Consider the following 23,939-nt stretch of genomic DNA (forward strand, 5'->3'; position numbering starts at 1 on the left):
ATGTCACGTCGTAACACCGTCGGCTACCTCGCCGCGTTCGCCGTCATCGGCGTGACGGTGGTGCCGCTGTTGTTCGTGGTGCTGGGCGGTTTCCGCACCACAGCCCAGATCAACGCCTCACCGGCGGGGTTGCCCGGCCCGTTCGTGTGGGACAACTACCGGGAAGTGGCGACCTCGCTGCAGTTCTGGCGCCTGCTCGGCAACAGCCTGCTGATCGCGGTGATCGCGACCACGCTGGCGGTCGTGCTCGGGTCGATGGCGGCGTTCGCGTTGTCGCGGTACTTCTTCCGGGGCCGCGAGGGGTTCTACACGTTGTTCACGCTGGGCCTGCTGTTCCCGCTCGGCGTGGCCACCCTGCCGTTGTACCTGTGGCTGAGGCAGCTGAACCTGCTGGAGAACCCGCTCGGCGTCGCGATACCGGAGGCGGCGTTCTCGCTGCCCGTCACGATCGTGATCCTGCGGCCGTTCATGAACGCGATCCCCGGTGAGCTGGAGGACGCCGCACTGCTCGACGGCGCGGCCAAGCTCGGCTTCTTCTGGCGGATCCTGCTCCCGCTCTCGCGGCCGGCGCTGATCACGGTGTCCGTGCTCGCGTTCGTCACGAGCTGGAACTTCTACCTGTTGCCGTTGCTGGTGTTCAGCGACTCCACGAACTTCACGCTTCCGCTCGGCGTGGCCATGTTCCAGTCCGAGCACACGCAGGACACCGCGAAGGTGCTCGCCTTCACCGCGCTGTCCATGATCCCCGCACTCACGTTCTTCGTGCTCGCCGAACGCCGCATGGTCGGGGGCCTCACCGGTTCCGTGAAGGGCTGAATCACAAGGGAGTGAATCATGCGAACCCGATTAGCTGCCGGCATCGCCGTTCTGGTGGTGCTGTCCCAGACCGTTCCCGCTTCGGCGGCGGGGCCGTTGAAGAGCGTCACGAACAGGTACGTGGGCAGTGCGGTGGCCGCCCAGCACCTGACCGCCGAGGCGGACTACAGGAAGGTGCTGACGCGGGAGTTCGACAGCGTCACGCCCGAGAACGAGATGAAGTGGGGCGTCGTCGAAGCCGTGCGCGGCCAGTACGACTGGTCCGGCGCGGACGAGATCGTCAAGTACGCCAAGAAGACCGGCAAGTCCGTGCGCGGCCACACGCTGGTCTGGCACAGCCAGCTGCCCGACTGGGTCGACGACCTGGAGGCGGCGGAGCTGCGGGACGTCGTCAAGAACCACATCAGGACCGAGGCGGGCCGCTACCGCGGGAAGATCCGCGCGTGGGACGTCGTCAACGAGGCCTTCAACGAGGACGGCACCCGCAGGCAGACGGTGTTCCAGGAGAAGCTCGGCGACCGCTACATCGCCGACGCGTTCCGCTGGGCCCACGCGGCCGACCCGAAGGCCAAGCTCTACATCAACGACTACAACGTCGAGGGGCTCAACCCCAAGAGCGACGCGGTCTACGAACTGGCGAAGTCGTTGAAGCGGCAGGGCGTGCCGATCCACGGTGTCGGCATCCAGGCGCACCTGTCGCTGATGTACGGCTTCCCGGCGGGCGTCAAGGAGAACATCGCCAGGTTCGCCGCGCTCGGGCTGGACGTCGCGATCACCGAGGCCGACGTGCGGATCCCGTTGCCCGTCACGCCCGAGAAGCTGGACGCGCAGGCGAGCTACTTCGGCCAGGTGTGGGACGCCTGCCACGCCGTGCGGCGCTGTGTCGAGTTCACCACGTGGGGCTTCACCGACCGCCACTCGTGGGTGCCGGACGTGTTCCCCGGTGAGGGCGCGGCCTGCCTGTTCGACGAGAACCTGAAGCCCAAGCCGGCCTACGCCCGTCTCAACCCCTAGCGGGAGTCCCCACTTGGCACAGTTCGAGAACCCGGTCCTGCCCGGCTCGCACCCCGATCCCTCGGTGTGCCGGGCGGGATCGGACTACTACCTCGTCACGTCGACCTTCGAGTACTTCCCCGGCCTGCCGATCTACCACAGCAGGGACCTGGTGCACTGGCGGCCGCTCGGGCACGTGCTGGACAGGCCGTCCCAGCTGCCGTTGCAGGGGGTGCCTGCGTCCAGCGGCCTGTACGCGCCGACGATCCGCCACCACGACGGCGTGTTCTACGTGGTGTGCACGCTGGTCGGCGGCACGGCGAAGAGCGGCAACTTCGTCGTCACCGCCACCGATCCGGCCGGGGAGTGGTCGGAGCCGCGGTGGCTGCCGGAGGCGGACGGGTTCGACCCGTCGCTGTTCTTCGACGACACCGGCCGCGCCTGGTGGACGGCCACCCGCGAGGTGCCCGGCGGCAGGCCCGGTCAGACCGAGGTCTACCTGCGCGAGTTCGACCCGGAGCGGCTGGAGCTGGTCGGCGACGAGCACGTGCTGTGGACCGGCGCACTGCGCGACTCGGTGTGGCTCGAAGCGCCGCACGTGTACAAAGTGGACGGACGGTACGTGTTGCTGTGCGCGGAGGGCGGCACGGACTTCGAGCACTCGGTGGTCGTGGCGACGGCGGACGAGGTCACCGGTCCGTACCGCGGTTCACCGCTCAACCCGCTGCTGACCCACCGGCACCTCGGCCGGGACCACCCGATCGCGGCCGTCGGCCACGCGGACCTGGTGCGCACCCAGGACGACCAGTGGTTCGCCGTCCTGCTCGCCACCCGGCCGTACGGCGGCTACTTCTACAACCTCGGCCGCGAGACGTTCCTCGTGCCGGTGTCCTGGGAGGCGGGCGGCCCGGTGTTCAGCCCGGGCACCGGCCGTGTCGAGGCGCGGTACGACGTTCCCCGCCTGCCCGCGCACCCGTGGCCGCAGGCAGGTCCGACCGACGACTTCGACGCGCCGGTGCTCGGTCCCGAGTGGTCGTTCCTGCGCACGCCGGACGAGGTGTTCTGGTCTCTCACGGACCGGCCCGGTCACCTCCGGCTGGCGGTGCGCCCGGAGTCGATCAACGACCTGGTGACGCCGAGCCTGGTCGTCCGGCGCCAGCAGCACCGGGACTTCCACGCCTCCTGCGAGGTCGAGTTCGAGGGTGCGGGCCCGACCGAGTGGGCCGGACTCGTGTTGCTGCAGAACAACGACCACCACGTCCGGCTGCTGCTCGGTGCCGGCCGCGAGGTCACCCTCGTGCGCCGCGCCGGTGGCCGCGACGAGCTCCTCGGCACGGCGCGGCTGCCGGAAGGCCCGGTGCGGCTGTGCTTCGAGGCCGTGGGCCAGGAGTGCAGGGCCCTGGTCGCCGGCACCGGGCAGGAGTGGCGGCCGCTCGGCGAGCCGTTCGACGGAAGGGTGCTCAGCACGCAGGCGGCGGGCGGGTTCACCGGCGTCCACATCGGACTGTACGTGACCGGCGACTGCGCTCCGGGCACGTCGTGGGCGGACTTCGGCAGCTTCACCTACCGGAGCCTGGAGGACTGATCGGTCACCGGCGAGCCGCGACCGCCTGCTGCAACAGGGTCAGAGCCTGTTTGGCCACCACGTTGAACATGCCCATCGTGGTGTCGCGCTCGCCGAGCACCACCAGCAGCGTGTCGGCGTCGACCCCGAACACGCCGACCTGGCCGGACTCGCCCTCGAAGAACACCGCTCTAGGGCTGCCGACACCGGCCTGCGAGGTGAACTGGGTCGCGAGCCCCGCGGCCGCCGAGGCCATCGCGGCGACGCCGTCGTCCTCGATGCCGCGCGTGACCCCGCACAGCACCAGGCCGTCCCGCGTCGCGACCAGCACCCCGTTGATCGCCACGGTGTCGAAGCTGCCGTGGACCTCCTGCAGCGCCTCGGTCATCAGCTTCGCGGCGACGCTGTCGGGCACGTGCCGCTCCGCCGCGGACGGGGCCTCCGACAGCGGTCCGCGCCGGCGCAGGGGCAGTGCGCCGGAAGTCTGCGTCACCTCGAACGACATCTCGTTCACACCGTGAGGCCGGCTTCGATGGACTTGAGGTGGTGCCTGGCCAGCGCGAGGTTGGCGCGCTCCCGGTCCAGCACGAGGTAGAGGAACAGCTTCGAGTCGCTCCGCTTGCCCGTCGTCAGCAGGCGGATCAGGTGGTACTGGCGGTGCAGGGTGATGAGGATGTCCTCGATCTCGTCGTTCAGCTTGAGCGCCGAGATCACCCGTTGCTTGGCCCGCACGACCTCGGTGTTGCCGGCGGCGGCCACCTCCAGGTTCAGCCAGTCGCCACCACCGATCGAGCCCAGCGACATGCCGCTGTCGTAGTCCACGAGCGCGGCTCCCACGGCACCGGTGATCGTCATTGCCTCTTTGAGCGCTGTCTCGATGTCCATGCGGCTGCTTCTCCTAGTACGCGACCGGTCACGCGCGGCGACGATCTGCCGGTGTTCCCCAGAAATCCGCTGGCAGACCGTGTGATCGACTCACCCTACGTCGCGGCGGCGGGGCGGGGGACAGGTCCGTTCGGAGCAACGTGCGCAGAGGACAGTCCGTTCAGGACCGCGAAGGGTCCTGCGAGGACTTCGAACGTGAATCTCTACAGAGGACGTTCTCCTTCGGTGAGGTGAACAGCGAGTGGCGGTGGCCTGCTCGCCGGCCACCGCCGCTCGCGGTGCCTAGAGCCGCTGCAGTCCGAACCGCTGGTTGAGTCCGCTTCCCGTGGTCCACTGCGAGATGCGGGCGCCGTCGGCGGTCGAGGCCTGCCACACGTCCATGGCGAGCCCGCTCTGCCGGTTGACCAGGCTGATCACGCCGAGGCCGTGGTCCACGACCTGCCACTGCTGGGCGGGCGAGTTGGAGTCGGGCTGCTGGGTGATGTCGGCACCGGTGCCGGAGCCCGCGACCTGGAGCACGAGGCCGCTGTGCCGGGCCCGGACGCGGTAGTGGCCGCCGCCGGAGTCGAGGAAGTCGAACACCTGGTTCAGCCCGCCGGTGGCCGTCCACTGGATGGCGGTGGCACCGGCGGACGCGGATCCGCCGTTGATGTCGACGAGCTTGGAGCTGTGCTGGGCGACGAGCCGGTAGTCCACCCCGGTCTGCACGGGACCGGTGCCGCCGCCCGCGGTGCCGACGGGCTTGCGGGACAGCGCCTGGGCCTCGGCGAGGTTCGGCAGTGGCCGCAACCGGTAGGTGTAGGTGTAGTCCCGGTTGGGGAAGAGCTTGTAGGTGTCGAGCGGGTGCGCGCCCCAGCTGTCGTTGCCGCCGACGCCGGTCTGGCGCAGGTTCAGCCGCAGCACCACGTCCTGGCGCCGGGTCAGCTGGTAGTCGTGCCGGACGCCTCTCGAGAGGTCCTCCGGCGTGAAGTACGACGCGTTCACCTCCAGCAGCGGTTCGCCGTAGGCGAGCAGGCCGCGACCGCTGCCGTTGACGAGGGCGATCCACCGGACGTCGGTCTTGTTGCCGTTCTCCTGCGGCCGGATGTAGCCGGTCCACTGCTCGGCGACGGTCGAGGAGTGCACGCCGACGTCGGACCCGGTCTTGCGGTCCCAGTGGTTCTCGTGCGGACCCCTGCCGTGGAAGCGGAGCCGGGAGAGCTCGCCGGGCAGGAACAGCATCGTGCCCACCTCGGGGATGTACGGCAGGCTCGACGATCCGGGGTGCAGCGTGTTGTCGACCTTGATCTCGCCGTTGCCGTAGATCGTGTACGTCGTCGAGTAGGTCGACACCGTGCTGGTGGGCAGGGTGCCGCTGACGGTGATCCGCGCCGCGCGGTCGGACGGCCGGTCGAGCGTCACCCGGGACACCGTCCGGTTGGCGCCGGCGTTGCGCCACGTGCCGTTGCGGGTCGGATGGCCGTTGCCCACGTCGTTGTCGGTCGGTGCCCGCCAGAAGTTGGGCTGCGGCCCGGAGTTCAGCAGCCGCATGCCCATCGCGTCGTAGGCGGTGATCAGGCCGGTCGCCTTCGCGATGGTCACGCTGAAGTCCTGACCGGTGACGGTGATGCGGTCGCCGGTCTCGGTCGCCGTCACCACGGGTACCGACGTGACGGGGGTCGGCACGACCGGAGGGCTGCCGAGGTCGATCGGCAGCTGCTGCTTGGCCACCTCGAAACCCGCCTCCGCCCAGGGCTTGGCGGTCCGCAGCCGGAAGGACAGCTGCAGGAAGTGCTCCTCGCCCGGCGCGGGGTCGGCCGGGCGCTGCACGGGCAGCTGCACAGTCCTGTTCGACAACGGCGGGACGTCGAGCTGCGCCGCCGTGAGCTGTCCGCTCTGGACGACGACGCCGTCGGCGAGCAGGGACCAGCTGCCGGTGAACTCGTTGACGTTGGTGAACAGGTTCTCGTTGGTGATCCTGACGGTGCCGGCAGCGCCCGCGTTCGCGACGGTGATCGCCTGGTAGACCTGCTTGACCTCCACGGCCTTGCCGGTGATCCGCCGGTCGGCCGTGACGATCCCGTCGGCGCAGAACGCACCGTCGTTCGGGTTGTCGCCCCAGTCCCCGCCGTAGGCGAGGTACGTGGTGCCGGACTGCGTCCTCCAGGTCAGGCCCTGGTCGGCGAAGTCCCAGATCCAGCCGCCCTGCAGCACCGGGTTGGCCCGGATGACGTCCCAGTACTCCTTGAAGTTGCCGGTGGAGTTGCCCATGCTGTGGGAGTACTCGATCATCACGTACGGCCGGGTGTCGTTCGTGTCCCTCGCCCGGTTCTGCACCCCCGCCGGGCTTTCGTACATGGCGGACCGGATGTCGCTGACCTGGGGGCGGTTGTCGCCCTCGTACTGGATGATCCGGGTGGGGTCGGCCGCGCGGATCCAGTCGCGCATGGCCACGAAGTTGCTGCCGCCGCCCGCCTCGTTGCCGAGCGACCACATGATCACCGAGGGGTGGTTCTTGTCCCGGTGCACCATCTGGGCCGCCCGGTCGAGGACGGCCGCGGTCCAGTCGGCCCTGGAGGCCGGGTAGGTGTCGCGGATCCCGTGGGTCTCGAGGTTGGCCTCGTCCACGACGTAGAGGCCGTACTCGTCCGCGAGATCGTACCAGGCGGTGTTGTTGGGGTAGTGCGACGTGCGCACCGAGTTGATGTTGAGCTGCTTCATCAGCGTGATGTCGCGGACGAGGTCCTCGCGGGTCAGAGCGGTACCGCGGTCCGCGTGCATCTCGTGCCGGTTGGTGCCGCGCAACGACACCGGCTGGCCGTTGATCCGCATGAGGCCGTTCCTGAGGGCGAACTCGCGGAACCCGACGCGGGCCGACACCGTCTGGACCACCGCGCCCGCCGGATCGCGCACGGTGAGCACGGCGGTGTACAGGTTCGGGTGCTCGGCGGACCAGAGCCTCGGCGCCGCCACCGCCTTCGCGCCCCGCGCGGTCGTCTCCTGGCCGGGGGAGGGGGAGTTCACGCTCGTGCGCAACGGATCCGGCCACACCGGTTGCCGGTTGTGGTCGTACAGCTGCGTTTCCACCGTGAAGGTGCCCGCCTGCTGACCGCCGCTGTTGCGCAGGACCACCGCGACCGCGAGGTGGGCGTTGGTGTAGTTGTCCCGCAGCGGCGTGGTGATCGTGAAGTCGCGCAGGTGCACGGCCGGCAGCGAGTAGAGGAAGACCGGCCGGAAGATCCCGGACAACCTGATCATGTCCTGGTCCTCCAGCCACTCCCCGTCCGGGTACTTGAAGACCTCGACGGCGACCAGGTTCGAGCCCGCGCGGACGTGGTCGGTGACGTCGAACTCCGACGGCGTGTACGACCCCTCCCGGTATCCGGCCTTCGTTCCGTTGACCCACAGGTAGAAACCGGACTTCACGCCCTCGAAGTGCAGCAGGACCCGCCGCCCCTGCCACGAGGGCGGGAGGGTGAACGTGGTGCGGTACTGGCCGACCGGGTTGACCCGCGACGGCGCGAACGGCGGCTGCGTGTTCTCGTTCTGGCCGTTGGCTCCCCACCACGGGTAGGTGATGTTGAGGTAGATCGGGAAGTCGTAGCCGTGCAGCTGCCAGTTGGACGGCACCGGGATGGTCGCCCAGCCGCTGTCGTCGACGTCGGTGCGCCAGAAGTTCAGGTCGCGGTCCGCGGGCCGGTTGGCGTACTTGAACCGCCATCTGCCGCTGATGTCGAGCCGGAACGGCGAGTTCGTCCGGTCCAGCGCCAGCGCCTGTTGCAGGTCGGCGTACGGCATCAGCGTGGCGTGCGCCGGTTGAGCGTTGACCGCGAAGATCCCGATGTTGTTGTTCCACTCGGGGAAACCGTTGGGAGGGTCGGGCCACGCCGCCGCGGCCGGGAGCGGGGCAGCCGCCACCGGTGTGGCCAGGCTCGGCACGGCGAACGCCGCGAGTCCTCCGCCGAGCAGCGTGCGCCGGCGGATCCTGCGGCGGTGCGGCGGCAGGCTCTCGTCAGGGGTGGTGGACAAGGTGCTCTCCTAGCCGGTCAGGGCGGCGAGCGAGCGATCTGACGGGCCGCCGCGGGTGGACTGCCGAACATCGCGACCCTGGGAGAAGGGTCGTTCGAGTTCACGGCACGGCTCACGCCGGCCGATGTCCGGAGCCGGCGGCGGTGCGGCGATCCGGAGAGGTCCTCAGTGGACGGTGGACGGTCTTCTGCCGTGCGGGCACGGCAGGGCGACCGGGTGTTCCGGCGAGTGGCTGGACGTGGAGTGGCCGGCCGTTTCAGTGCGACACATCACACCGAGCAGCGAGAAGGTTGTAGCACACATCCGGAAGACGGGTCCAGGTCAGCCGAACACGCGGCGCTGGATCTCCCGCCGGTAGTCGTCGAGCGTCCGGTCCACGTGCACGGCGGCCGCTTCGGCGGCGGCCTCGGGGTCGCCCCGCCGGATGGCCTGGTAGAGGGCGGCGTGCTCCTCGACGGCCTCCGCGGTGTGGCTGCCCACCTCGCCGTGGAGCCCGATGATGTTGGACTGGCGTTGCAGGCGGCGGGCCTCGCGCACCGCCGCGACGAGGAACTGGTTGTGCGAGGCGGCCGCGATCGCCGCGTGGAAGTCGTCGTCGCCCTGGTCGAACAGCGCGGCCTGACCGGTGAGGTGGCCCTGCCGGCACATCTCGGCGGCGGCCTCGATGGTGTGCAGCTCGGCGGGGGTGGCGCGGGTCGCGGCGTACCTCGCGGCCGCGGTCTCCTGCACCCGGCGGAACTCGAAGAGCATGTAGACGTGGTCGAGGTCGGTGGGCAGGAAGAACCCGCCCCACCGGGACGCGCCGAGCATCCCCTCGTCGTCGGCCACGTAGAGCCCGCGGCCCTTGTGGGCGCGCACCCTGCCGAGCGCCGAGAGGATCTTCACGGCCTCCCGCACGACGGTCCTGCTGGTTCCCATGCGGGCGGCCAGCTCGTTCTCGGTCGGCATGCGGTCGCCGGGGCGCAGCTCCAGCTCGGCGATGAGCTCCAGGATCTTCTCCGCCACGACCTCGTAGCCGGGCCGGTAGGCGGGCGGTGCTTGAGCGGCATCGACGTCCACCGGACGGCTCCTTCATGAGTAAGACTTTTCCGCGTCGAACGAGGATACACGCGGGGATCGAACGAGCAGGCAAACCCGTCGATCGCGAGGTCGATGCTGTTCAGGGCCAAGATCTACCTCCAGTTCAGCGCGCAGAATGAGCATGCTCATTTCCTTGACGGTGCCTCGGCCAGGCTGCCATGGTCCCACCGGACGGGTGGCACGACGTAGTGGAGCAGCCGATGAGCCGTCGTTGGAAAGCGCTTACCGCGTTGCGGGTGCTGATGTCGCTCCTGCTCGCCGCCGGACTGGCGACCGCCGTCCCCGCCGCCGCGCAGGCGTCCACGAGCCAGTTCAGGGGCGTGAACTGGGCCGACCAGAGGGACAACTTCGTCAACGGCGTGCTGTACCCGTCCGGGCTCAGCGCGTCGGACACCTACTCCTCGGCGGCCGCCGTCGCGGACCGCGTGGTCGGGCAGCTGTACTCGCTCACCGGCGCCAACACGGTGCGGATCCCGATCAACGAGCCGACCGTCGCGAACTACTGGGGCACCTACACCGGCGCGATCGACACCGCGCTCGGCAAGGGCAACGTGCTCTTCGCGTACTGGGCCCACACCGGTGGCAGGCCGCAGAACCACGCCGCCTTCGAACGGATGTGGGACACCGTCGTCGCGAAGTACGGCGCCCACCCCAACGCGTACTTCGAGGTCATCAACGAGCCGCACGGCTACAGCACGACAGACCTCAACAACATGTACAACTCCTGGCTCGCCAGGTACTCGGCCGTCCCGCGCGGCAGGGTCGTCCTCGACGGCGCGGGCCTCGCCCAGAACGTCCCCGCGGTCGGTGGCGACAGCAGGCTCAACGGCACGCTGCTCGCGGTCCACGACTACTCGTTCTTCGCCGGGTTCGAGAGCGAGACCCAGTGGGCGGACCACATCGCGAGCTACATCGGCGCCTACGCGAGCCGCACCATCGCCACCGAGTGGGGCGGCGCGATGGGGCCGGGCACCAAGAACGGCGTGTACTTCGACGCGGTCGACTACAGCGTGCCGAGCGGGTCGTACATGGCCGACTACGTCCGGGGAGTCAGCGCGAAGCTGCGCAGCCTCGGCATGGGCAGCGTGTACTGGCCCGGCCTGCGCGACGGCGACTGGTACAGCCTGACCACCAGGAGCGCCGGCACGGCTCTGACGCTGACGAACCGCTCAGGCCTGCAGCGGCTGCGCTACTCCTGGGGCCTGGGCGAGGCCGGTGCCGAGATCACCGGCCTCCGCAACGTCGCGACCGGCTGGTACGTCGACGGTCTCGGCAGGACGACCGAGTCCCCGGCGGGACAGGGTTCGGGTGGTGCGAGCCCCGGCCAGCGGTGGGTCGTCGAGAACTCCGGCGCGCACGTCCGGATCAGGAACGCGACCACCGGCCTGTACCTCGACGGCATGGGCCGCACGGCCAACGGCTCGGACGTGGCCCAGCGCGCCGGCAGCACGGCCACCAGTCAGCAGTGGACGGTGCTGACCGGCACCAGCAGGGGCAACGACGTGCGCATCAGGAACCGCGCCACCGGGCTGTACCTGGACGGCATGGGGCGCGCGTCGGCCGCCGCGAACCTCGGCCAGTGGAGTGACAGCAACAGCGTCAACCAGCAGTGGCGGATCGTCGCGGCGGCCTGAGCGGACACCTCAGGCGAGCGAGCAGGCGTGCCCGTTGAGCGTGAAGGCACGGGGCGTCGTGCTGGTCCCGGACGCGGTGAACCCCATCAGCAGTGACCCTCCCGCCGGGATCACCACGTTGTACGGCACCGCGGTCGCGGCGACGTCCCTGCCCGTCTGCCGCTGGGTCGCGTTCCACATCTCGGAGACCGTCTGGCCGCCGGCGAACGTCCACCGCAGGGTCCAGCCGTTGATCTCCGCGCCACCGGTGTTGCGGAGGGTGACGTCGGTGCGGAAGCCACCCGGCCAGGTGTCGGTGACGACGTAGGCGACCGAACAGCCGGTCACCGGCTTCGGGGCGGCGGGCGTGGTGGGCGCCGGAGCGGTGGGAACCGGTGGAGCCGGTGGCGGGGTGGAACCGGGACCGGCGCAGGGCGGACCCCACCGCCCGAGCCGCTTGGCGGACGCGGACTCCTCCGCCTCCCGCATCGCGCGGTCGTCGGGGGCCTCGCCGCGGGTCATGCCCATCTCGACGGCGAGCAGCGCGTAGTCGGTGCCGTCCGCGAGGCGCAGCGACACGACCGGTTCGCCGTCCGGTGTCCGCGCGACGGGCTTCTGGAGCAGCATCGTCCTCGCGAACGTCGCCGACGCGTCGGCCCAGCACGCGTCGGGCGCGGCGAGCCCCTTGACCCGCACCTCCTCACCGTCGGAGAGCCGCACGGTCCGGACGTCCACGACGTCCTGGACGGTCGCGGAGTACGCGGTCTTGAGCGGCGGTTCGATGATCGAGGGGAACGCGGGCGGCGTCGTGGTGGCCACCGGGGGTGCGGGCTCACCGCCGCAGCCGGCGACGCCGATCAGCAGCGCCGCGGCGATCACCGGCCACCGGGTCGCCGGAGCGGGCCGCGTGCCTCGTGATCGTGTCATTGGTCCTCTGCGGGGATGCGGCGAACACCGGGAGGAGTACGCCCGAACGGTCGATGTGGTCCCGGGAGGCTACGACCTTTCGGAGGAGCACGGAAGATCTTTCGCATCGGTGAGAAGTGTTCTTCGACGCTTTCGAGTCGAATTCCCGTCGAATGCGCGGCCCGCGTGAGAATGGTGAACAACGTTGCCGGCTCGGCGGCGGGAACTCAGCGGGCTGCGGTGCTGCCGCGGTCGGTGAGCAGCGGCTGGAGGAGGCGCACCTCGGGCGCGAGCTCACGGCCCAGGCGGGCCATCACCATCTCGACGGCGATCGCCCCCAGCTCCTCCGCGGGAACGGCGATCGAGGTGAGCGGGACGGGCAGGGTCTCCGCGACGTCGTCGGGGCACAGCGTGATCACCGACAGGTCGCCGGGGACGTCGAGCGACCGGCGCCGCAGTTCGAGCAGCAGCGGGCCGAGGGCGGCCTCGTTGTGCACGACCAGCCCGGTGGTGCCGCGGTCCGGGTGCAGCACGTCGTCCAGGCACTCGGACACCGCGTCGTAGCCGGTCGCGCAGGAGTGCACCGAGGCGAGCAGACCGCGTTTGGCCGTCTCGCCCTGGAACCCGGCCAGCAACCGCGCGGCGAAGCTCGTGCCGCGCGCGTAGACCGCGGGAGGCGAGCCGATCAGCGCGATCGAGCGGTGGCCGCGATCCGCGAGGTGGCCCGCCAGCTGCCGTCCCGCCGTGGCGAAGTCGAGGTCGAGGCAGCTCAGGCCCTCGTGGTCGTCGGGCATGCCGAGCAGGACGACCGGAGCGTCGACGTCGCGCAGTTCCGGCACGCGCGGATCCGCGCTCTCGACGTCCATCACGATGATCGCGTCGGCCATGGACCGCGCGATGACGCGGTGGGCCTCGCCGGGGCCCGCCTCCTTGGTCAGCAGCAGCACGTCGTAGTCGTGGTCCCGGGCGCGGGCCACGATCGACGACACGAACCGCATGATGATCGGCATGTTCTGATCGGAGTGCAGCGGCACGACCAGGCCGACCACGCGCGACCGGTTCGAGGCGAGCGCCCGCGCCCCGGCGTTCGGGTGGTAGCCGAGGGCCGCGATGCTCTGCTCGACGCGGCGCTTGGTCTCCTCGGAGATGCTGCGCTTGCCGCTCAGCACGTACGAGACCGTGCTGATCGAGACGCCGGCGTGGTGGGCGACCTCCTTGATCGTGATCATGCCCGCCCTTCGCGCCGGTTCGTCGCGAGCATCGTAGTGCGTGGGAGGAGTGTGGTCGAACGGCTGTCGAACGCCGGCGCGGTAATCGTCGAACCCGTCGAACAGGTGCAGTGCGCTTGACGTGCGGGTTTCGCCTGTGTCACATTCTGAAACCACGTTCGAAGCGCTTCGATTTCATTCTGCTCAGGCGCTTCGGGACCGGAGGTGTCGACGTGGTCACCATTGTGGACGTGGCGAAGCACGCGGGTGTCGCGCCCAGCACGGTCTCCTACGTGCTGACCGGCAAACGGCCGGTTTCGGCCCAAACCCGAATGCGGGTGGGGGAGAGCATTCGGCAGCTCGGCTACCAGCCGCACGCGGGGGCGCGGGCGCTGGCCGGCAGCAGGACGAACGTGCTGGCCCTCGTCCTGCCGCTGCGGGAGGGCGTGCACCTGCCGGTGGTGATGCGGTTCGCCTCCTCGGTCGTCACGACGGCCCGCGAACACGACATGGACGTGCTGCTGGTGACCGCGGACGAGGGGGCCGCCGGGCTCCGGCGGGTGGCCGGTACGTCGAGGGCGGACGGGTTCCTCGTGATGGACGTGGGGCTCGACGACGAACGGGTGCCGGTGCTGCGCGACCTCGGCCGCCCGGCCGTCCTGCTCGGGCATCCCACCGTGTCCAACGGTCTGACCTGCGTCGACCTGGACTTCGAGGCGGCGGGCGCGCGGTGCGTCGACCACCTCGCCGAGCTCGGGCACCGCAGCATCGGCTTCCTCGGGGCGCCGGGAGCGGTCTACGAGCGCAACACCGGGTTCGCGCGGCGCACCCTCGCGGGGTTCAGCGCCGCGGCCATGCGGCGCGGAGTCGCCTCGACCGCCCTGCCCGCCGAGCGGCACCGCGACGCCGTGCGCGCCGTGGTCAGGACGCTGCTCGGGGAACTGGCGCGGATGACCGCGCTGGTCGTGCACAACGAGGCGGTGCTGGGCTGGGTCGTGGAATGCCTGCGGGCCGAGGGGCGCCGCGTGCCCGAGGACGTCACCGTCGTCGCGATCTGCCCGGACGAGCTGGCCGACCAGCTGCGGCTGACCTCGGTGCGGCTGCCCGCCGACGTGCTGGGACGGCGCGCGGTCGAGCTGCTGATGGCGAAGCTGAACGGGCAGCAGCCTCCCGCGCTCACCCTGCTGCCGCCGACGCTGCTCAGCCGGACGGGGCAGGCCGGTCCCGGGCTCGGGGCGGGGCGGCCGCGCTGCGGTGAACCGCCCCTGCGCGCCGGGTGAGGCGTGAGTTGCCGCCGTACCGCACGAAAGCGCCCCGCGTCTGGTCGAAGGCGACGTGGCGCGCCCCGCGCATTCCCCGGGATCTTTCAGGCCCGGTTCCCGAATGCTCGTCGAATTTTTTCGCGCGGGTGTGTTCGATGATTTCGATGTTAGGTTGAATTCAACGAACCGCTTCGGCTCTCGGGCGGTGCGAATTCCGTTCAACGGTGTGCGGAAGGACAATCGAAGATGAAAATCGTGCGTTCACTTGTCGTCGTGATGGCTGCTGTCCTGGCGATCCCCCTCGGGGCCGGCACCGCGTCCGCCGCGACCTGGAGCTCCTCCGACAGGTGGGGAACGTGGTCGAACGGTGGCTACACCGTGCGCAACAACATCTGGGGCAACGGGTACGGGCCGCAGACGGTCTGGGCCAACTCCTACAGCAACTGGGGCGTCTGGGCGAACCACCCCAACACCGGGGGCATCAAGTCCTACCCGCACTCGGAACGGCAGGTGAACCGGAGGCTCAGTTCTCTCGGGAACCTGTCGAGCAGCTTCAACGTCTCCTACCCCGGCTCCGGCGCCTACACGACCGCCTACGACATCTGGGCGGACAACCACGCCTACGAGATCATGCTGTGGATGAACAAGGTCGGCCCCGTCGGCCCGATCGGGGCGCGGGAGACGACGGTGTCGGTGGGCGGCCACACCTGGGACGTCCACCGGGGCTCGAACGGCTCGAACCAGGTGTTCTCGTTCGTCCGCACGTCCAACACCGGGTCCGGCACGGTCAACATCAAGGCCGTGATGGACTGGATCCGCAACCGCGGCTGGTTCGGTGACGTCACGGTCGGCTCCGTCCAGTTCGGCTACGAGATCACGTCGTCCAGCGGCGGTCTCAACTTCACCACCAACAGCTACTCCGTCTCCTTCGGCTGACGCTCGGGGAGATCACGGCGTCAGAGCCCGGTCGCGCAGCCACTCCAGCTGCGTGACCGGGTTGGACCCGTACCCGCCGCCGTGGTCGGCGAACGGCCACACCGTCATGGTCCGGTCCTCGCCGGAGTAGTGGTTGAAGGCGGCGTACACAGTGGACGGCGGGCAGACCGGGTCCATCAGCCCGACGCTGAACAACGCCGGCGCCGTGGCGCGTTGCGCGAAGTGGACACCGTCGAAGTAGGACAGCGTGGAGAAGGCCGGGTCGACCCGATGCCTGCTGTGCCAGCGCAGGTACTCCGCGATCTCGACGTAGGGGCCTTCGCCGGCCATCTCGGCCGCCCGCCGGAAGTGGCACAGGAACGGCACGTCCGGCAGCGCGGCCACGACGCGGTCGCGTGCCAGCCCGGCGACGGCGATCGTCAGTCCTCCGCCCTGGCTGCCTCCCGTGACGACCACCCGTTCCGGGTCCACGCCGGGGAGGTGTCCGACCGCGTCCACGGCGCGGACGCAGTCGGTGATGAGGCGCCGGTAGTAGTAGTCGTCCGGCGAGTCGATGCCGTTGGTCATGAAGCCCTTGGCCCACTGGGTGCCCACGCCCACCGCGCTGTCCGGGGTGTCGTGGCCCTGGCCGCGACTGTCGACCACGAGCTGGGCGTACCCGGCGGAGGACCACAGCAGGTGGTCGGTCGGCAGGCCACGACCGCAGCTGTAGCCCATGTACGTGACGACGACGGGCAACGGGCCGTGGCTGCCGCGCGGGCGCAGCAGCCAGGCGGCCACCGGGTCGCCGCCGAAGCCGGGGAAGCGGACGTCGGCGACCTCGACGGTGCGCAGCAGGTGCCGGTCGGTGACATCGGTGGCCTCCACCGCGCCACCGGCCGCACGTGCCTCGGCGAGGGTCCCCTCCCAGAACGCGTCGAAGTCCGGTGGCGCCTGCATCTCCGGGCGGTAGACGACGAGTTCGTCGAGCGGGGCGTCCGTCAGCGGCATCGGGGCTCCTCCAGGCGGGTCGGCGTGCGGATCTTCATTCTGCGGCGCAGAAGCGGAACGACGTGAGCCGGAAGGAGCCGTGCAGGACCACCCGCAGGTCGTGGATCCCGGTCACCGGTGACGGCAGCTCCGCCGAGACGGTCCTCCACTCGTAACGGCCGCCGGTGGCCGGTACCGGGATCTCCGCCAGCACACCCTCGTCCGTCCTGAACTCCAGTCGTGCCAAGGGGTTCTCCGCGGCGATCTCCGCCTCGACCCGGACGGTGCCGGACAGGTCGGTCCGCCCGAACCACAGGGTGGCCGGCCGGTCCGCGTCGGAAGGCGTCACCGCGTCACCGGTCACGCGCGTGGCGTCGACGAGGGTCGCGTTGTCGTGGTCGTCGAAGTCGGCGGCGCGCAGACGGCTGACGCCCGCGCGAGGTGAGGGAGCCGGTCCCACCACCGAGAGCGGGGCGGTGAGCACGACGTCCCCGGCGGAACGGGCGACGAGGACCTCGTAGGCGCCGGGATCCACCGCGAAGGCACCGGTCACGACGTCCCAGTGGGCGAGCCGGTCCACGGGCAGCCGGAAGGACAGGATCCTGCTCTCGCCGGGCGCCAGCGCGACCTTGCGGAAGTCGGCGAGCCGCAGCTGCGGCGCCTCGTAACGGGCCTGCAGCGCGCGGACGTAGAGCTGGACGACCTCGCTGCCGGTCCTGCCGCCGGTGTTGGTCACCGTGACGGAGAGGTCGACGGCGCTGTCCGGGGTGGCGGTGTTCGACGACAGGATCAGGTCGCGGTGGGCGAAACCGGTGTAGGACAGGCCGTGGCCGAACGGGTACAGCGGCGCGGCCCGGTGGTACTGGTAGGTCCAGCCCGCCTTGATGATGTCGTAGTCGAGCGGGTGCGGCAGCGCGTCGTCGCCCCGGTACCAGGTCTGCGGCAGGCGCCCGGCGGGATCCGCCTCGCCGAGCAGGACGGCGGCCAGCGCCCGGCCCGTCTCCTGCCCGCCGTGGGACGTCCACACCACGGCGGGCAGGTGCTCGTCCGCCCAGTCCAGGGCGTAGGGGTAGCTGCTCATCACGACCAGCGCCGTGTCCGGGCGGACCTCCGCGACCGCGCGCAGCAGTGCGTCCTGCGCGGCCGGGAGCGCGATTCCCGCGCGGTCCTCGGTCTCCCGTCCGTGGATCAGCGGGTGGTTGCCGAGGACCACGACGGCGACGTCCGCCGACAGCGCGGCGGTCAGCGCCGCCGCCGTGCCGTCCCGCAGGACCTCGCGCTCCCAGCGTTCGGCGACGTCGGCGGTCTCCGCGGTGATGCTCACCCGGCCGTCGACGGGGTCGACGACGGCGTACCGGCCCGTGAGGACGTTCTGCAGCAGCACCGAGTCCTCAACGGGCACGAGGCGGAACGTCTCGCGGACCTCCCAGCTCTTGATCCGCTCCTGGTCGGCGGCCAGCGAGGTGTCCTGGAGGCCGAGGTAGCGCCCGGACTCCACCGATCGCAGCGTCAGCACCCCGTCGCCCCAGTCGGTGACGTCGAACGCGGTCTTGCCCAGCAGCTCACCGCTCGTGCGCGAGCGCAGCGCGATCCGGTCCGAGCCGTCCGCGACGACCACCTCGCCGCCTTCGCCCAGGACGGACCGGAGTCCGTCCGCGACGGTCACCTGGTACGGAAGTGTGCCGCTGTACCAGTCCTCGCACACCATGTCGGCGAGCGGGCCGATCACGGCGATCCGCGCCACCTCGCTCGCGTCGAGCGGAAGCAGTCCTTCGTTGCGCAGCAGCACCACCGACTCGGTCGCGGACCGCAGCGCGAGGGCGCGGTGCTCGGCGCAGTCGACGACCTCGGGACCGATGGTGGCGTACGGGTCGAGATCGGGGTCGAACTCGCCGAGGCGGAAGCGGAGCTCCAGCTGACGGCGCACGGCCCGGTTCACGTCCTCCTCGCCGATCAGCCCGCGCTCCAGCGCCTCGCGGAGCCTGCCGATCGGGACGCCGCTGTCCTCGCCGTGGTCGGTGAAGCTGTCGATGCCCGCCTGCAGAGCGGCGGCGTGGGACTCGGCGTGGTCGTCGAAGTAGTGCTCCGGGTCCACGAGGTTGGACGGCGCCTCCGCGTCGCTGACCACGAACAGCTCGTGCCCCGTCGGCTCCGCCCAGCGGCGCAGTTCCGTCTCGATGAGCGGAGTGACGTGGCACGGGCGGCCGTTGACGAGGTTGTAGCCCGCCATGGCACCGGTGGCGGCGCCCGACGCGACCACGGGGCGGAAGGCCGCGAGGTCGTACTCCTGCAGCACGCGCGGGCGCAGGCCGGAGGAGGTGACGCAGCGGTCGTCCTCGTTGTTGTAGGCCAGGAAGTGCTTGAGCACCGGGGCCGCGCGCAGGTACCGGTGGTGGTCACCCGTGAGGCCGCGGCAGAACGCCGTGCCGATCCGCGCGGTGTGCAGCGGGTCCTCGGAGTAGCCCTCCTCGTTGCGGCCCCAGCGCGGGTCGCGCAGCAGGTTCAGCACCGGAGCCCACGCCTGCAGGCTGTTCCTGCCCGTGCCGACGGCGGCCGGGCGGTGGTAGTGGAACGCCCTCAGCTCGACCGAGGTGGCCTCGGCGACGCGGCGCACCAGCTCCTCGTCCCAGGTCGCCCCCAGCCCGACCGCCTGGGGGAAGACCGTGGCCTGCCCCAGCCACGCGACGCCGTGCAGTGCCTCCGAGCCGGTGCGGAACGCGGCCACGCCGAGGCGGGGCACGGCCGGCGAGTACTGGTGCAGCATCGCGATCCGCTCGTCGAGCGTGAGCCGCGCGAGGAGGTCGTCGACGCGCTTGCGCGTCTGCAGCGCGGGGTCGCGAAAAGGCAGCCGATCGACGGCGGGCACGGACTCGGAAACCACGTGGCAACCCCTCAGTTCGGAGCTAGCGTTGAAGCGTTTCGACGTTGTCACGCAGAGGTTTCTGCTGTCAACGGTCTTGTCTGATGCGACCTGCGTCACTAACCTCCCCGACATCTGTTTAAGCGCTTCGACACTTCAACGGTGAAGGATCGGTTCCGCCATGGGCAACGAGTTGAACCGCAGAAGCTTCCTGAACGCCGCCGTCTCGGCGGCAGGGCTCGTCGCGATGGGACCACTGCTGTCCGCCTGCGGAAGCGGCCCGGCGCAGCGGGCCGGAGTCGGTTCGGAAGCCGCTCTCAAGGCCGTGTTACCGGCCTACGTGCCGAACACGTCGATCAAACCGGACATCCCGTCCGTCGCGGGCGGCCCCGACGTGATGACGAGCCCCGGTTTCCTCAGCTACCCGGCGAACCGGGTCGCCACGGTGTCCGGCGTCCCGGGCAAGGGCGGGAAGTACTCGGCGGTCACGCCGCTGTGGGGCACCATCCCGCCCGCCGACAACGCGTTCTACGCGGCCATGAACAAGGCCCTGGGTGTCCAGCTGGAGATGAAGCCGGCGGACGGCAACAACTACAACACCATCATCCCGACGATGACCGCCTCGAAGCGGCTGCCGGACTGGATCCAGCTGCCGACCTGGTGGAACTCCCAGATGAACGTCGGCGGGCTGGTGGGGAACCAGCTCGCGGACCTGACGCCCCACCTGTCCGGCGACAACATCAAGAAGTACCCCAACCTCGCGGCCATCCCGACCGCCGCGTGGCGCACCGGCGCCTGGGGCGAGAAGCTCTACGGGATTCCCTCCCACGCCACCGGTTTCCAGATCGCGGGGACGCTCTACTACCGCCGCGACATCTTCGACGCCAAGGGCATCACCGCCGACCAGGTGAAGTCCGCCGACGACCTGATGAGGCTCGGCAAGGAGCTGACCGACGCCAAGAGCGGCGTGTGGGCGTTCGACGACGTCTACCGCTACCTCTACACCTCCTTCGGCGCACCGCTGAAGTGGCGGGTGGACAACGGGAAGCTGGTCCACCTGTACGAGACCGAGGAGTTCTACGCGGCGCTCGACTGGAACAACCGGCTCGCGACGTCCGGGTACGTGCACCCCGACGCGCTGGCGGGCGACAACGCCAACGGCAACACGCGGTTCTACGGCGGGAAGACGCTCATCTCCAGCAGTGGCACGGGAACGTGGAACCTCGCCGACCTGCAGTCCGGCAGGGCCGCCGACCCGAACTACCGGCGCGGGGCGTTCAACATCATCGCCGCCGACGGCAAGAGCACGCCGCGCGTCGACATGGGCGCGGGCGCCAGCATCATGAGCTACCTCAACATCAACCTCAAGCCCGAGCAGATCGAGGAGTGCCTGGCCGTCGCGAACTACCTCGCGGCCCCGTACGGCTCCGCCGAGTTCACGATGGTCAACTTCGGCGTCGAGGGCACCCACTTCACGATGGTCGACGGCGTGCCGACGGCCACCGAGGCCGGCAAGAAGGAGGTCCAGGCGCAGACCTACCCGTTCCTGGCCGCGCCCGCTGCGGTGGTCAACAGCCCCGGCGTCGACTTCGTCACCCAGGACTACTGCGCCTGGCAGGCCGCCAACGTGAAGGCACTGGCCAAGCCGGTCTTCTGGAACATGAACATCAGCATGCCCCAGGCGCAGGCCACCGCGGACGCCGCGCAGCAGGTCGAGGACGCGATGAGGGACTGCATCCACGGCAAGAAGTCGGTGGCCGAGGTGAAGGACGCCGTGGCGAGCTGGAAGAGCAGCGGTGGCGGGGACAAGCTCATCCAGTGGACCGATGAGAACGTCCTGCAGAAGCACGGCACCGGGCAGTGACCACGGCGACCCCGACGCGGCCGGACAGGGGGACGCGACCGGCGCGACCGCACTGGCGGGTGAGGTTGCGCCGCGACCGGTCGCTGATCCTGATGACGCTGCCCGCTGTCGTGCTGCTGCTGGTCTTCAACTACGTCCCGCTGTTCGGGCTCGTCACCGCGTTCCAGGAGTACGACCCGCTGGCCGGGATCTGGTACAGCACGTGGGCGGGTCTCGACCAGTTCCAGCGGCTGTTCGGCGACGCGAACTTCTGGAACGCGGTGCAGAACACGCTGTACCTGAGCTTCGTCCAGCTCGTCCTGTTCTTCCCGGTGCCGATCGCGCTGGCGCTGCTGCTCAACTCCGTGCTGTCCCAACGGGTGCGCAACTTCATCCAGTCGGTCGTCTACCTGCCGCACTTCTTCTCGTGGGTGCTGGCCATCACGATCTTCCAGCAGATGCTCGGCGGCGCGGGCGCGCTCAACCACTTCCTGCGCAACAACGACATCGGTACCTGGGACGTCATGACGAACCCGGACACCTTCGCGTTGCTGGTCTCCGCCCAGGTGGTCTGGAAGGAGGCGGGCTGGGGGATCATCGTGTTCCTGGCCGCGCTCGCCGCCGTCAACACCGACCTCTACGAGGCCGCGGCGGCGGACGGCGCCGGACGGTGGCGGCGGCTGTGGCACATCACCCTGCCCGGCCTGCGCGGCGTGATCGTGCTGATGCTGGTGCTGCGCCTGGGAAACGCGCTGACCGTCGGGTTCGAGCAGTTCCTGATCCAGCGCAACGCCGTGGGCTACGACACCGCGGACGTGCTGGACACCTTCTCGTTCTACTACGGCATCGCGACCGGTGACTACAGCTACGGCGCGGCGGCGGGTCTGTTCAAGAGCGTGATCTCGCTGCTGCTCATCTGGGGTGCGAACAAGCTGGCGCACGCCTTCGGCGAAGACGGGTTGTACCGGAGATGACCGACATGCTCACGATCGAACGCATGCGCGAGGTCGCGGAAGCTCCCGCGCCGCGGCCGGTGCGCAGGAGGAAGCGGAACACGCGGCCGGCGTGGGAGGAACCGCCGACGGTCGCCGGCGAGGCGGTCAAGGGCCTCACCCTCGGCGGCGTGCTGCTGGTGATGCTGGTGCCGTTGTGGATCATCGTGGTGACCAGCCTGTCCACCCAGGGCGCGGTGACCCGCGCCGGGGGGCTCGTGATCTGGCCCGACGGACTGACGTTCGAGGCCTACCGGGTGATGCTGGAGGACACCACGGTGCGCACCGCGCTGCTGGTGAGCCTCGGCATCACCGCGGCTGGCACCGTCGTGTCGATGGTGGTCTCGGTCATGTGCGCCTACGGCCTGTCGCGGTCGCGCTCGTTCGCGCACCGCTTCCTGCTGACCCTGTTGATCGTCACCATGTTCGTCAACGGCGGCCTGATCCCGACCTTCCTGGTCGTGACGGGGCTGGGCGGCTACGGCCAGTGGTGGTCGCTGATCCTGCCGAGCGCGATCTCCGTCTTCAACATCCTCATCCTGCGGTCGTTCTACTCGAGCACCTCGGCCGACCTGATCGAGGCCGCGCGGATCGACGGCGCGGGGGACTGGCGGATCCTGTGGTCGATCGTGCTGCCGACCTCGCGCGCGGTGACCGCGGTGATGGCGCTCTTCTACGGCGTCGGCTACTGGAACTCGTTCTTCAACGTCATGCTGTACATGCCGACGGACAGCGAGAAGTGGCCGCTGCAGTACGTGCTGTACACGTACGTCAACCGGGGCAACGGCATGCCGGGCTCGGTCAACTCCGGCTTCGGCACGGCGTTCTCCCAGACGGCGCCGCTGTCGCTGCAGATGGCCGTCGTGGTGCTGACGCTCGTGCCGCTGCTCATCGTTTACCCGTTCGTGCAGAAGCACTTCCGCACGGGCGTCCTGACCGGCGCGATCAAGGGCTGAACATCCATGGTGACCATTGCCGACGTGGCCAGGCACGCGGGCGTGTCGTCCAGCACGGTCAGCTACGTGCTCAGCGGCAAGCGCGCGATCTCCGAGGAGACCCGCCGCCGGGTGCGCACCGCGGTGCGGGAGCTCGGGTACCACCCCAACGCCGGTGCGCGGGCGCTGGCCGCGCGGCGGTCGCACATCATCGCGCTGATGGTGCCGTTGCGCACCGACGTCTACGTCCCGGTGATGATGGAGATCGCGATCGCGGTGACCACGGCGGCCCGCCAGCACGGGTACGACGTCCTGCTGATCACCAACGACGAGGGGCCGGACGGGGTCCGCAGGATCGCCGCCAGCGGTCTGGCGGACGGTCTGATCCTGATGGACGTCGAGCTGGACGACGAACGCATCCCGGTGCTGCGCGCGCAGGGCACCCAGGCCACGCTGATCGGGCTGGCCGACGACGCCCGCGGAGTGTCCTGCGTGGACCACGACTTCGTCGCGGCCGGCGCGTTGTGCGCGGACCACCTCGCCGATCTCGGCCACCGCGAGATCGCGTTCATCGGCTACGGGTCCGGGGTCTACCACCGGCACGCGGGCTACGCCGAGCGCACGCTCGCCGGGTTCCGCGACAGGGCCGGGCAGCGCGGTCTGCGCTTCCTGCACCGGACCTGCGAGGGCACCTACGAGAGCACGGCGGGCGCGCTCGCCCGCGTGCTCGCCGACCGTCCCGGCACCACCGGGTTCGTGGTGCAGAACGAGGGCGCGATCGGGCCGTTGCTCACCCTGCTGCGCACCAGCGGGCGGACGGTCCCCGAGGACGTCTCGGTGATCGCGCTCTGCCAGGACCAGCTCGCCGAGCAGTTCGCGCCGAGGCTCACGGCGGTGACCGGGTCCGCGCAGGAGCTCGGCCGGGTCGCCGTGGAACAGATCATGGGCAGGCTCGCCGCGGCGGGCGACGGCGGCCGTCCGGACGACGACCGGGCTCTGCTCATCCCGACGCTGACCGTGCGCGAGAGCACGGGACCCGCGCCGCTGCTGCCCTGACCTTCTCCGCACT

Annotated in this window: 18 protein-coding genes; 10 read left to right on the plus strand and 8 right to left on the minus strand. The window is 70.1% G+C overall.

Annotated elements, in window-relative coordinates:
* Genes ORI60_RS25725 through ORI60_RS25735 form a run of 3 tightly spaced genes read left to right on the plus strand, consistent with a single transcriptional unit; the run spans position 1 to position 3,394 of the window.
* Positions 1-816, plus strand: coding sequence for a carbohydrate ABC transporter permease (locus ORI60_RS25725; RefSeq protein ID WP_266040468.1), 816 nt, complete (start codon positions 1-3; stop codon positions 814-816).
* An 18-nt stretch (positions 817-834) separates the two neighbouring features.
* Positions 835-1,830: an endo-1,4-beta-xylanase gene (locus tag ORI60_RS25730; protein WP_266040470.1), complete on the plus strand. Its 996-nt coding sequence runs from the start codon at positions 835-837 to the stop codon at positions 1,828-1,830.
* A 13-nt stretch (positions 1,831-1,843) separates the two neighbouring features.
* Positions 1,844-3,394 carry a glycoside hydrolase family 43 protein gene (locus ORI60_RS25735; protein WP_266040471.1) on the plus strand — a complete coding sequence of 517 codons (1,551 nt, stop codon included), beginning with the start codon at positions 1,844-1,846 and terminating at the stop codon, positions 3,392-3,394.
* A 4-nt stretch (positions 3,395-3,398) separates the two neighbouring features.
* On the opposite strand, the gene ORI60_RS25740 is transcribed toward ORI60_RS25735, so the two are convergent.
* The 4 genes from ORI60_RS25740 to ORI60_RS25755 all read right to left on the minus strand — a co-directional run bounded on the left by ORI60_RS25740 (position 3,399) and on the right by ORI60_RS25755 (position 9,325).
* A complete protein-coding gene (locus ORI60_RS25740) occupies positions 3,399-3,878 on the minus strand; it encodes a roadblock/LC7 domain-containing protein (protein ID WP_266040472.1) in 480 nt (159 codons plus the stop codon).
* Positions 3,879-3,883: 5 nt separating this feature from the next.
* Positions 3,884-4,258, minus strand: a complete 375-nt coding sequence (locus ORI60_RS25745; RefSeq protein ID WP_266040474.1) for a hypothetical protein — start codon at positions 4,256-4,258, stop codon at positions 3,884-3,886.
* A gap of 282 nt (positions 4,259-4,540) precedes the next feature.
* On the minus strand, positions 4,541-8,266 hold the full coding sequence (locus ORI60_RS25750; RefSeq protein ID WP_266040475.1) for a glycoside hydrolase family 2 TIM barrel-domain containing protein: 3,726 nt from the start codon (positions 8,264-8,266) through the stop codon (positions 4,541-4,543).
* A gap of 321 nt (positions 8,267-8,587) precedes the next feature.
* A complete protein-coding gene (locus ORI60_RS25755; protein WP_266040476.1) occupies positions 8,588-9,325 on the minus strand; it encodes a FadR/GntR family transcriptional regulator in 738 nt (245 codons plus the stop codon).
* A 221-nt stretch (positions 9,326-9,546) separates the two neighbouring features.
* Between ORI60_RS25755 and ORI60_RS25760 the strand changes: the two genes are divergently transcribed.
* Positions 9,547-10,980: an RICIN domain-containing protein gene (locus ORI60_RS25760; RefSeq protein WP_266040478.1), complete on the plus strand. Its 1,434-nt coding sequence runs from the start codon at positions 9,547-9,549 to the stop codon at positions 10,978-10,980.
* Between the two features lie 9 nt (positions 10,981-10,989).
* Here the strand turns inward: ORI60_RS25760 and ORI60_RS25765 are convergent, their stop codons facing one another.
* The gene (locus ORI60_RS25765) at positions 10,990-11,886 is read right to left on the minus strand and encodes a cellulose binding domain-containing protein (RefSeq protein WP_266040480.1); all 897 of its coding nucleotides are present in this window, start codon (positions 11,884-11,886) and stop codon (positions 10,990-10,992) included.
* A 206-nt stretch (positions 11,887-12,092) separates the two neighbouring features.
* Complete coding sequence (locus tag ORI60_RS25770; RefSeq protein ID WP_266040481.1) at positions 12,093-13,094, minus strand: LacI family DNA-binding transcriptional regulator; 1,002 nt, start codon at positions 13,092-13,094, stop codon at positions 12,093-12,095.
* A gap of 212 nt (positions 13,095-13,306) precedes the next feature.
* Between ORI60_RS25770 and ORI60_RS25775 the strand changes: the two genes are divergently transcribed.
* Together ORI60_RS25775 and ORI60_RS25780 are read left to right on the plus strand one after the other, a co-directional pair.
* A complete protein-coding gene (locus tag ORI60_RS25775; RefSeq protein WP_266040483.1) occupies positions 13,307-14,353 on the plus strand; it encodes a LacI family DNA-binding transcriptional regulator in 1,047 nt (348 codons plus the stop codon).
* Between the two features lie 228 nt (positions 14,354-14,581).
* Entirely contained in the window at positions 14,582-15,271 is a 690-nt protein-coding gene (locus ORI60_RS25780; RefSeq protein WP_266040484.1) for a glycoside hydrolase family 12 protein, read from the plus strand.
* Positions 15,272-15,283: 12 nt separating this feature from the next.
* Here ORI60_RS25780 and ORI60_RS25785 read toward each other — a convergent pair whose 3' ends face one another.
* A complete protein-coding gene (locus tag ORI60_RS25785) occupies positions 15,284-16,261 on the minus strand; it encodes an acetylxylan esterase (RefSeq protein WP_266040485.1) in 978 nt (325 codons plus the stop codon).
* 34 nt (positions 16,262-16,295) lie between these two features.
* Positions 16,296-19,121, minus strand: a complete 2,826-nt coding sequence (locus tag ORI60_RS25790; protein WP_266040486.1) for a glycoside hydrolase family 3 protein — start codon at positions 19,119-19,121, stop codon at positions 16,296-16,298.
* A gap of 160 nt (positions 19,122-19,281) precedes the next feature.
* Between ORI60_RS25790 and ORI60_RS25795 the strand changes: the two genes are divergently transcribed.
* The 4 genes from ORI60_RS25795 to ORI60_RS25810 are packed head-to-tail and all read left to right on the plus strand — an operon-like array spanning position 19,282 to position 23,926.
* Entirely contained in the window at positions 19,282-20,964 is a 1,683-nt protein-coding gene (locus ORI60_RS25795) for an ABC transporter substrate-binding protein (RefSeq protein ID WP_266040487.1), read from the plus strand.
* Positions 20,965-21,023: 59 nt separating this feature from the next.
* Positions 21,024-21,917, plus strand: a complete 894-nt coding sequence (locus tag ORI60_RS25800; protein WP_266040488.1) for an ABC transporter permease — start codon at positions 21,024-21,026, stop codon at positions 21,915-21,917.
* Between the two features lie 5 nt (positions 21,918-21,922).
* Positions 21,923-22,891 carry a carbohydrate ABC transporter permease gene (locus ORI60_RS25805; RefSeq protein ID WP_266040489.1) on the plus strand — a complete coding sequence of 323 codons (969 nt, stop codon included), beginning with the start codon at positions 21,923-21,925 and terminating at the stop codon, positions 22,889-22,891.
* Between the two features lie 6 nt (positions 22,892-22,897).
* Positions 22,898-23,926, plus strand: a complete 1,029-nt coding sequence (locus ORI60_RS25810; protein ID WP_266040490.1) for a LacI family DNA-binding transcriptional regulator — start codon at positions 22,898-22,900, stop codon at positions 23,924-23,926.
* Positions 23,927-23,939 lie beyond the last annotated feature (13 nt).

The sequence above is a fragment of the Lentzea sp. NEAU-D7 genome (genome assembly GCF_026242055.1).
In the GTDB taxonomy this organism is placed as follows: Bacteria; Actinomycetota; Actinomycetes; order Mycobacteriales; family Pseudonocardiaceae; genus Lentzea.

What these genes read in the sequence shown, in the direction of transcription:
- ORI60_RS25725 (WP_266040468.1), top strand. Translation starts at nt 1, where the DNA reads ATGTCACGTCGTAACACCGTCGGCTACCTCGCCGCGTTCGCCGTCATC.
- ORI60_RS25730 (WP_266040470.1), top strand. Translation starts at nt 835, where the DNA reads ATGCGAACCCGATTAGCTGCCGGCATCGCCGTTCTGGTGGTGCTGTCC.
- ORI60_RS25740 (WP_266040472.1), bottom strand. Translation starts at nt 3,878, where the DNA reads ATGTCGTTCGAGGTGACGCAGACTTCCGGCGCACTGCCCCTGCGCCGG.
- ORI60_RS25745 (WP_266040474.1), bottom strand. Translation starts at nt 4,258, where the DNA reads ATGGACATCGAGACAGCGCTCAAAGAGGCAATGACGATCACCGGTGCC.
- ORI60_RS25760 (WP_266040478.1), top strand. Translation starts at nt 9,547, where the DNA reads ATGAGCCGTCGTTGGAAAGCGCTTACCGCGTTGCGGGTGCTGATGTCG.
- ORI60_RS25765 (WP_266040480.1), bottom strand. Translation starts at nt 11,886, where the DNA reads ATGACACGATCACGAGGCACGCGGCCCGCTCCGGCGACCCGGTGGCCG.
- ORI60_RS25770 (WP_266040481.1), bottom strand. Translation starts at nt 13,094, where the DNA reads ATGATCACGATCAAGGAGGTCGCCCACCACGCCGGCGTCTCGATCAGC.
- ORI60_RS25780 (WP_266040484.1), top strand. Translation starts at nt 14,582, where the DNA reads ATGAAAATCGTGCGTTCACTTGTCGTCGTGATGGCTGCTGTCCTGGCG.
- ORI60_RS25785 (WP_266040485.1), bottom strand. Translation starts at nt 16,261, where the DNA reads ATGCCGCTGACGGACGCCCCGCTCGACGAACTCGTCGTCTACCGCCCG.
- ORI60_RS25795 (WP_266040487.1), top strand. Translation starts at nt 19,282, where the DNA reads ATGGGCAACGAGTTGAACCGCAGAAGCTTCCTGAACGCCGCCGTCTCG.
- ORI60_RS25805 (WP_266040489.1), top strand. Translation starts at nt 21,923, where the DNA reads ATGCTCACGATCGAACGCATGCGCGAGGTCGCGGAAGCTCCCGCGCCG.
- ORI60_RS25810 (WP_266040490.1), top strand. Translation starts at nt 22,898, where the DNA reads ATGGTGACCATTGCCGACGTGGCCAGGCACGCGGGCGTGTCGTCCAGC.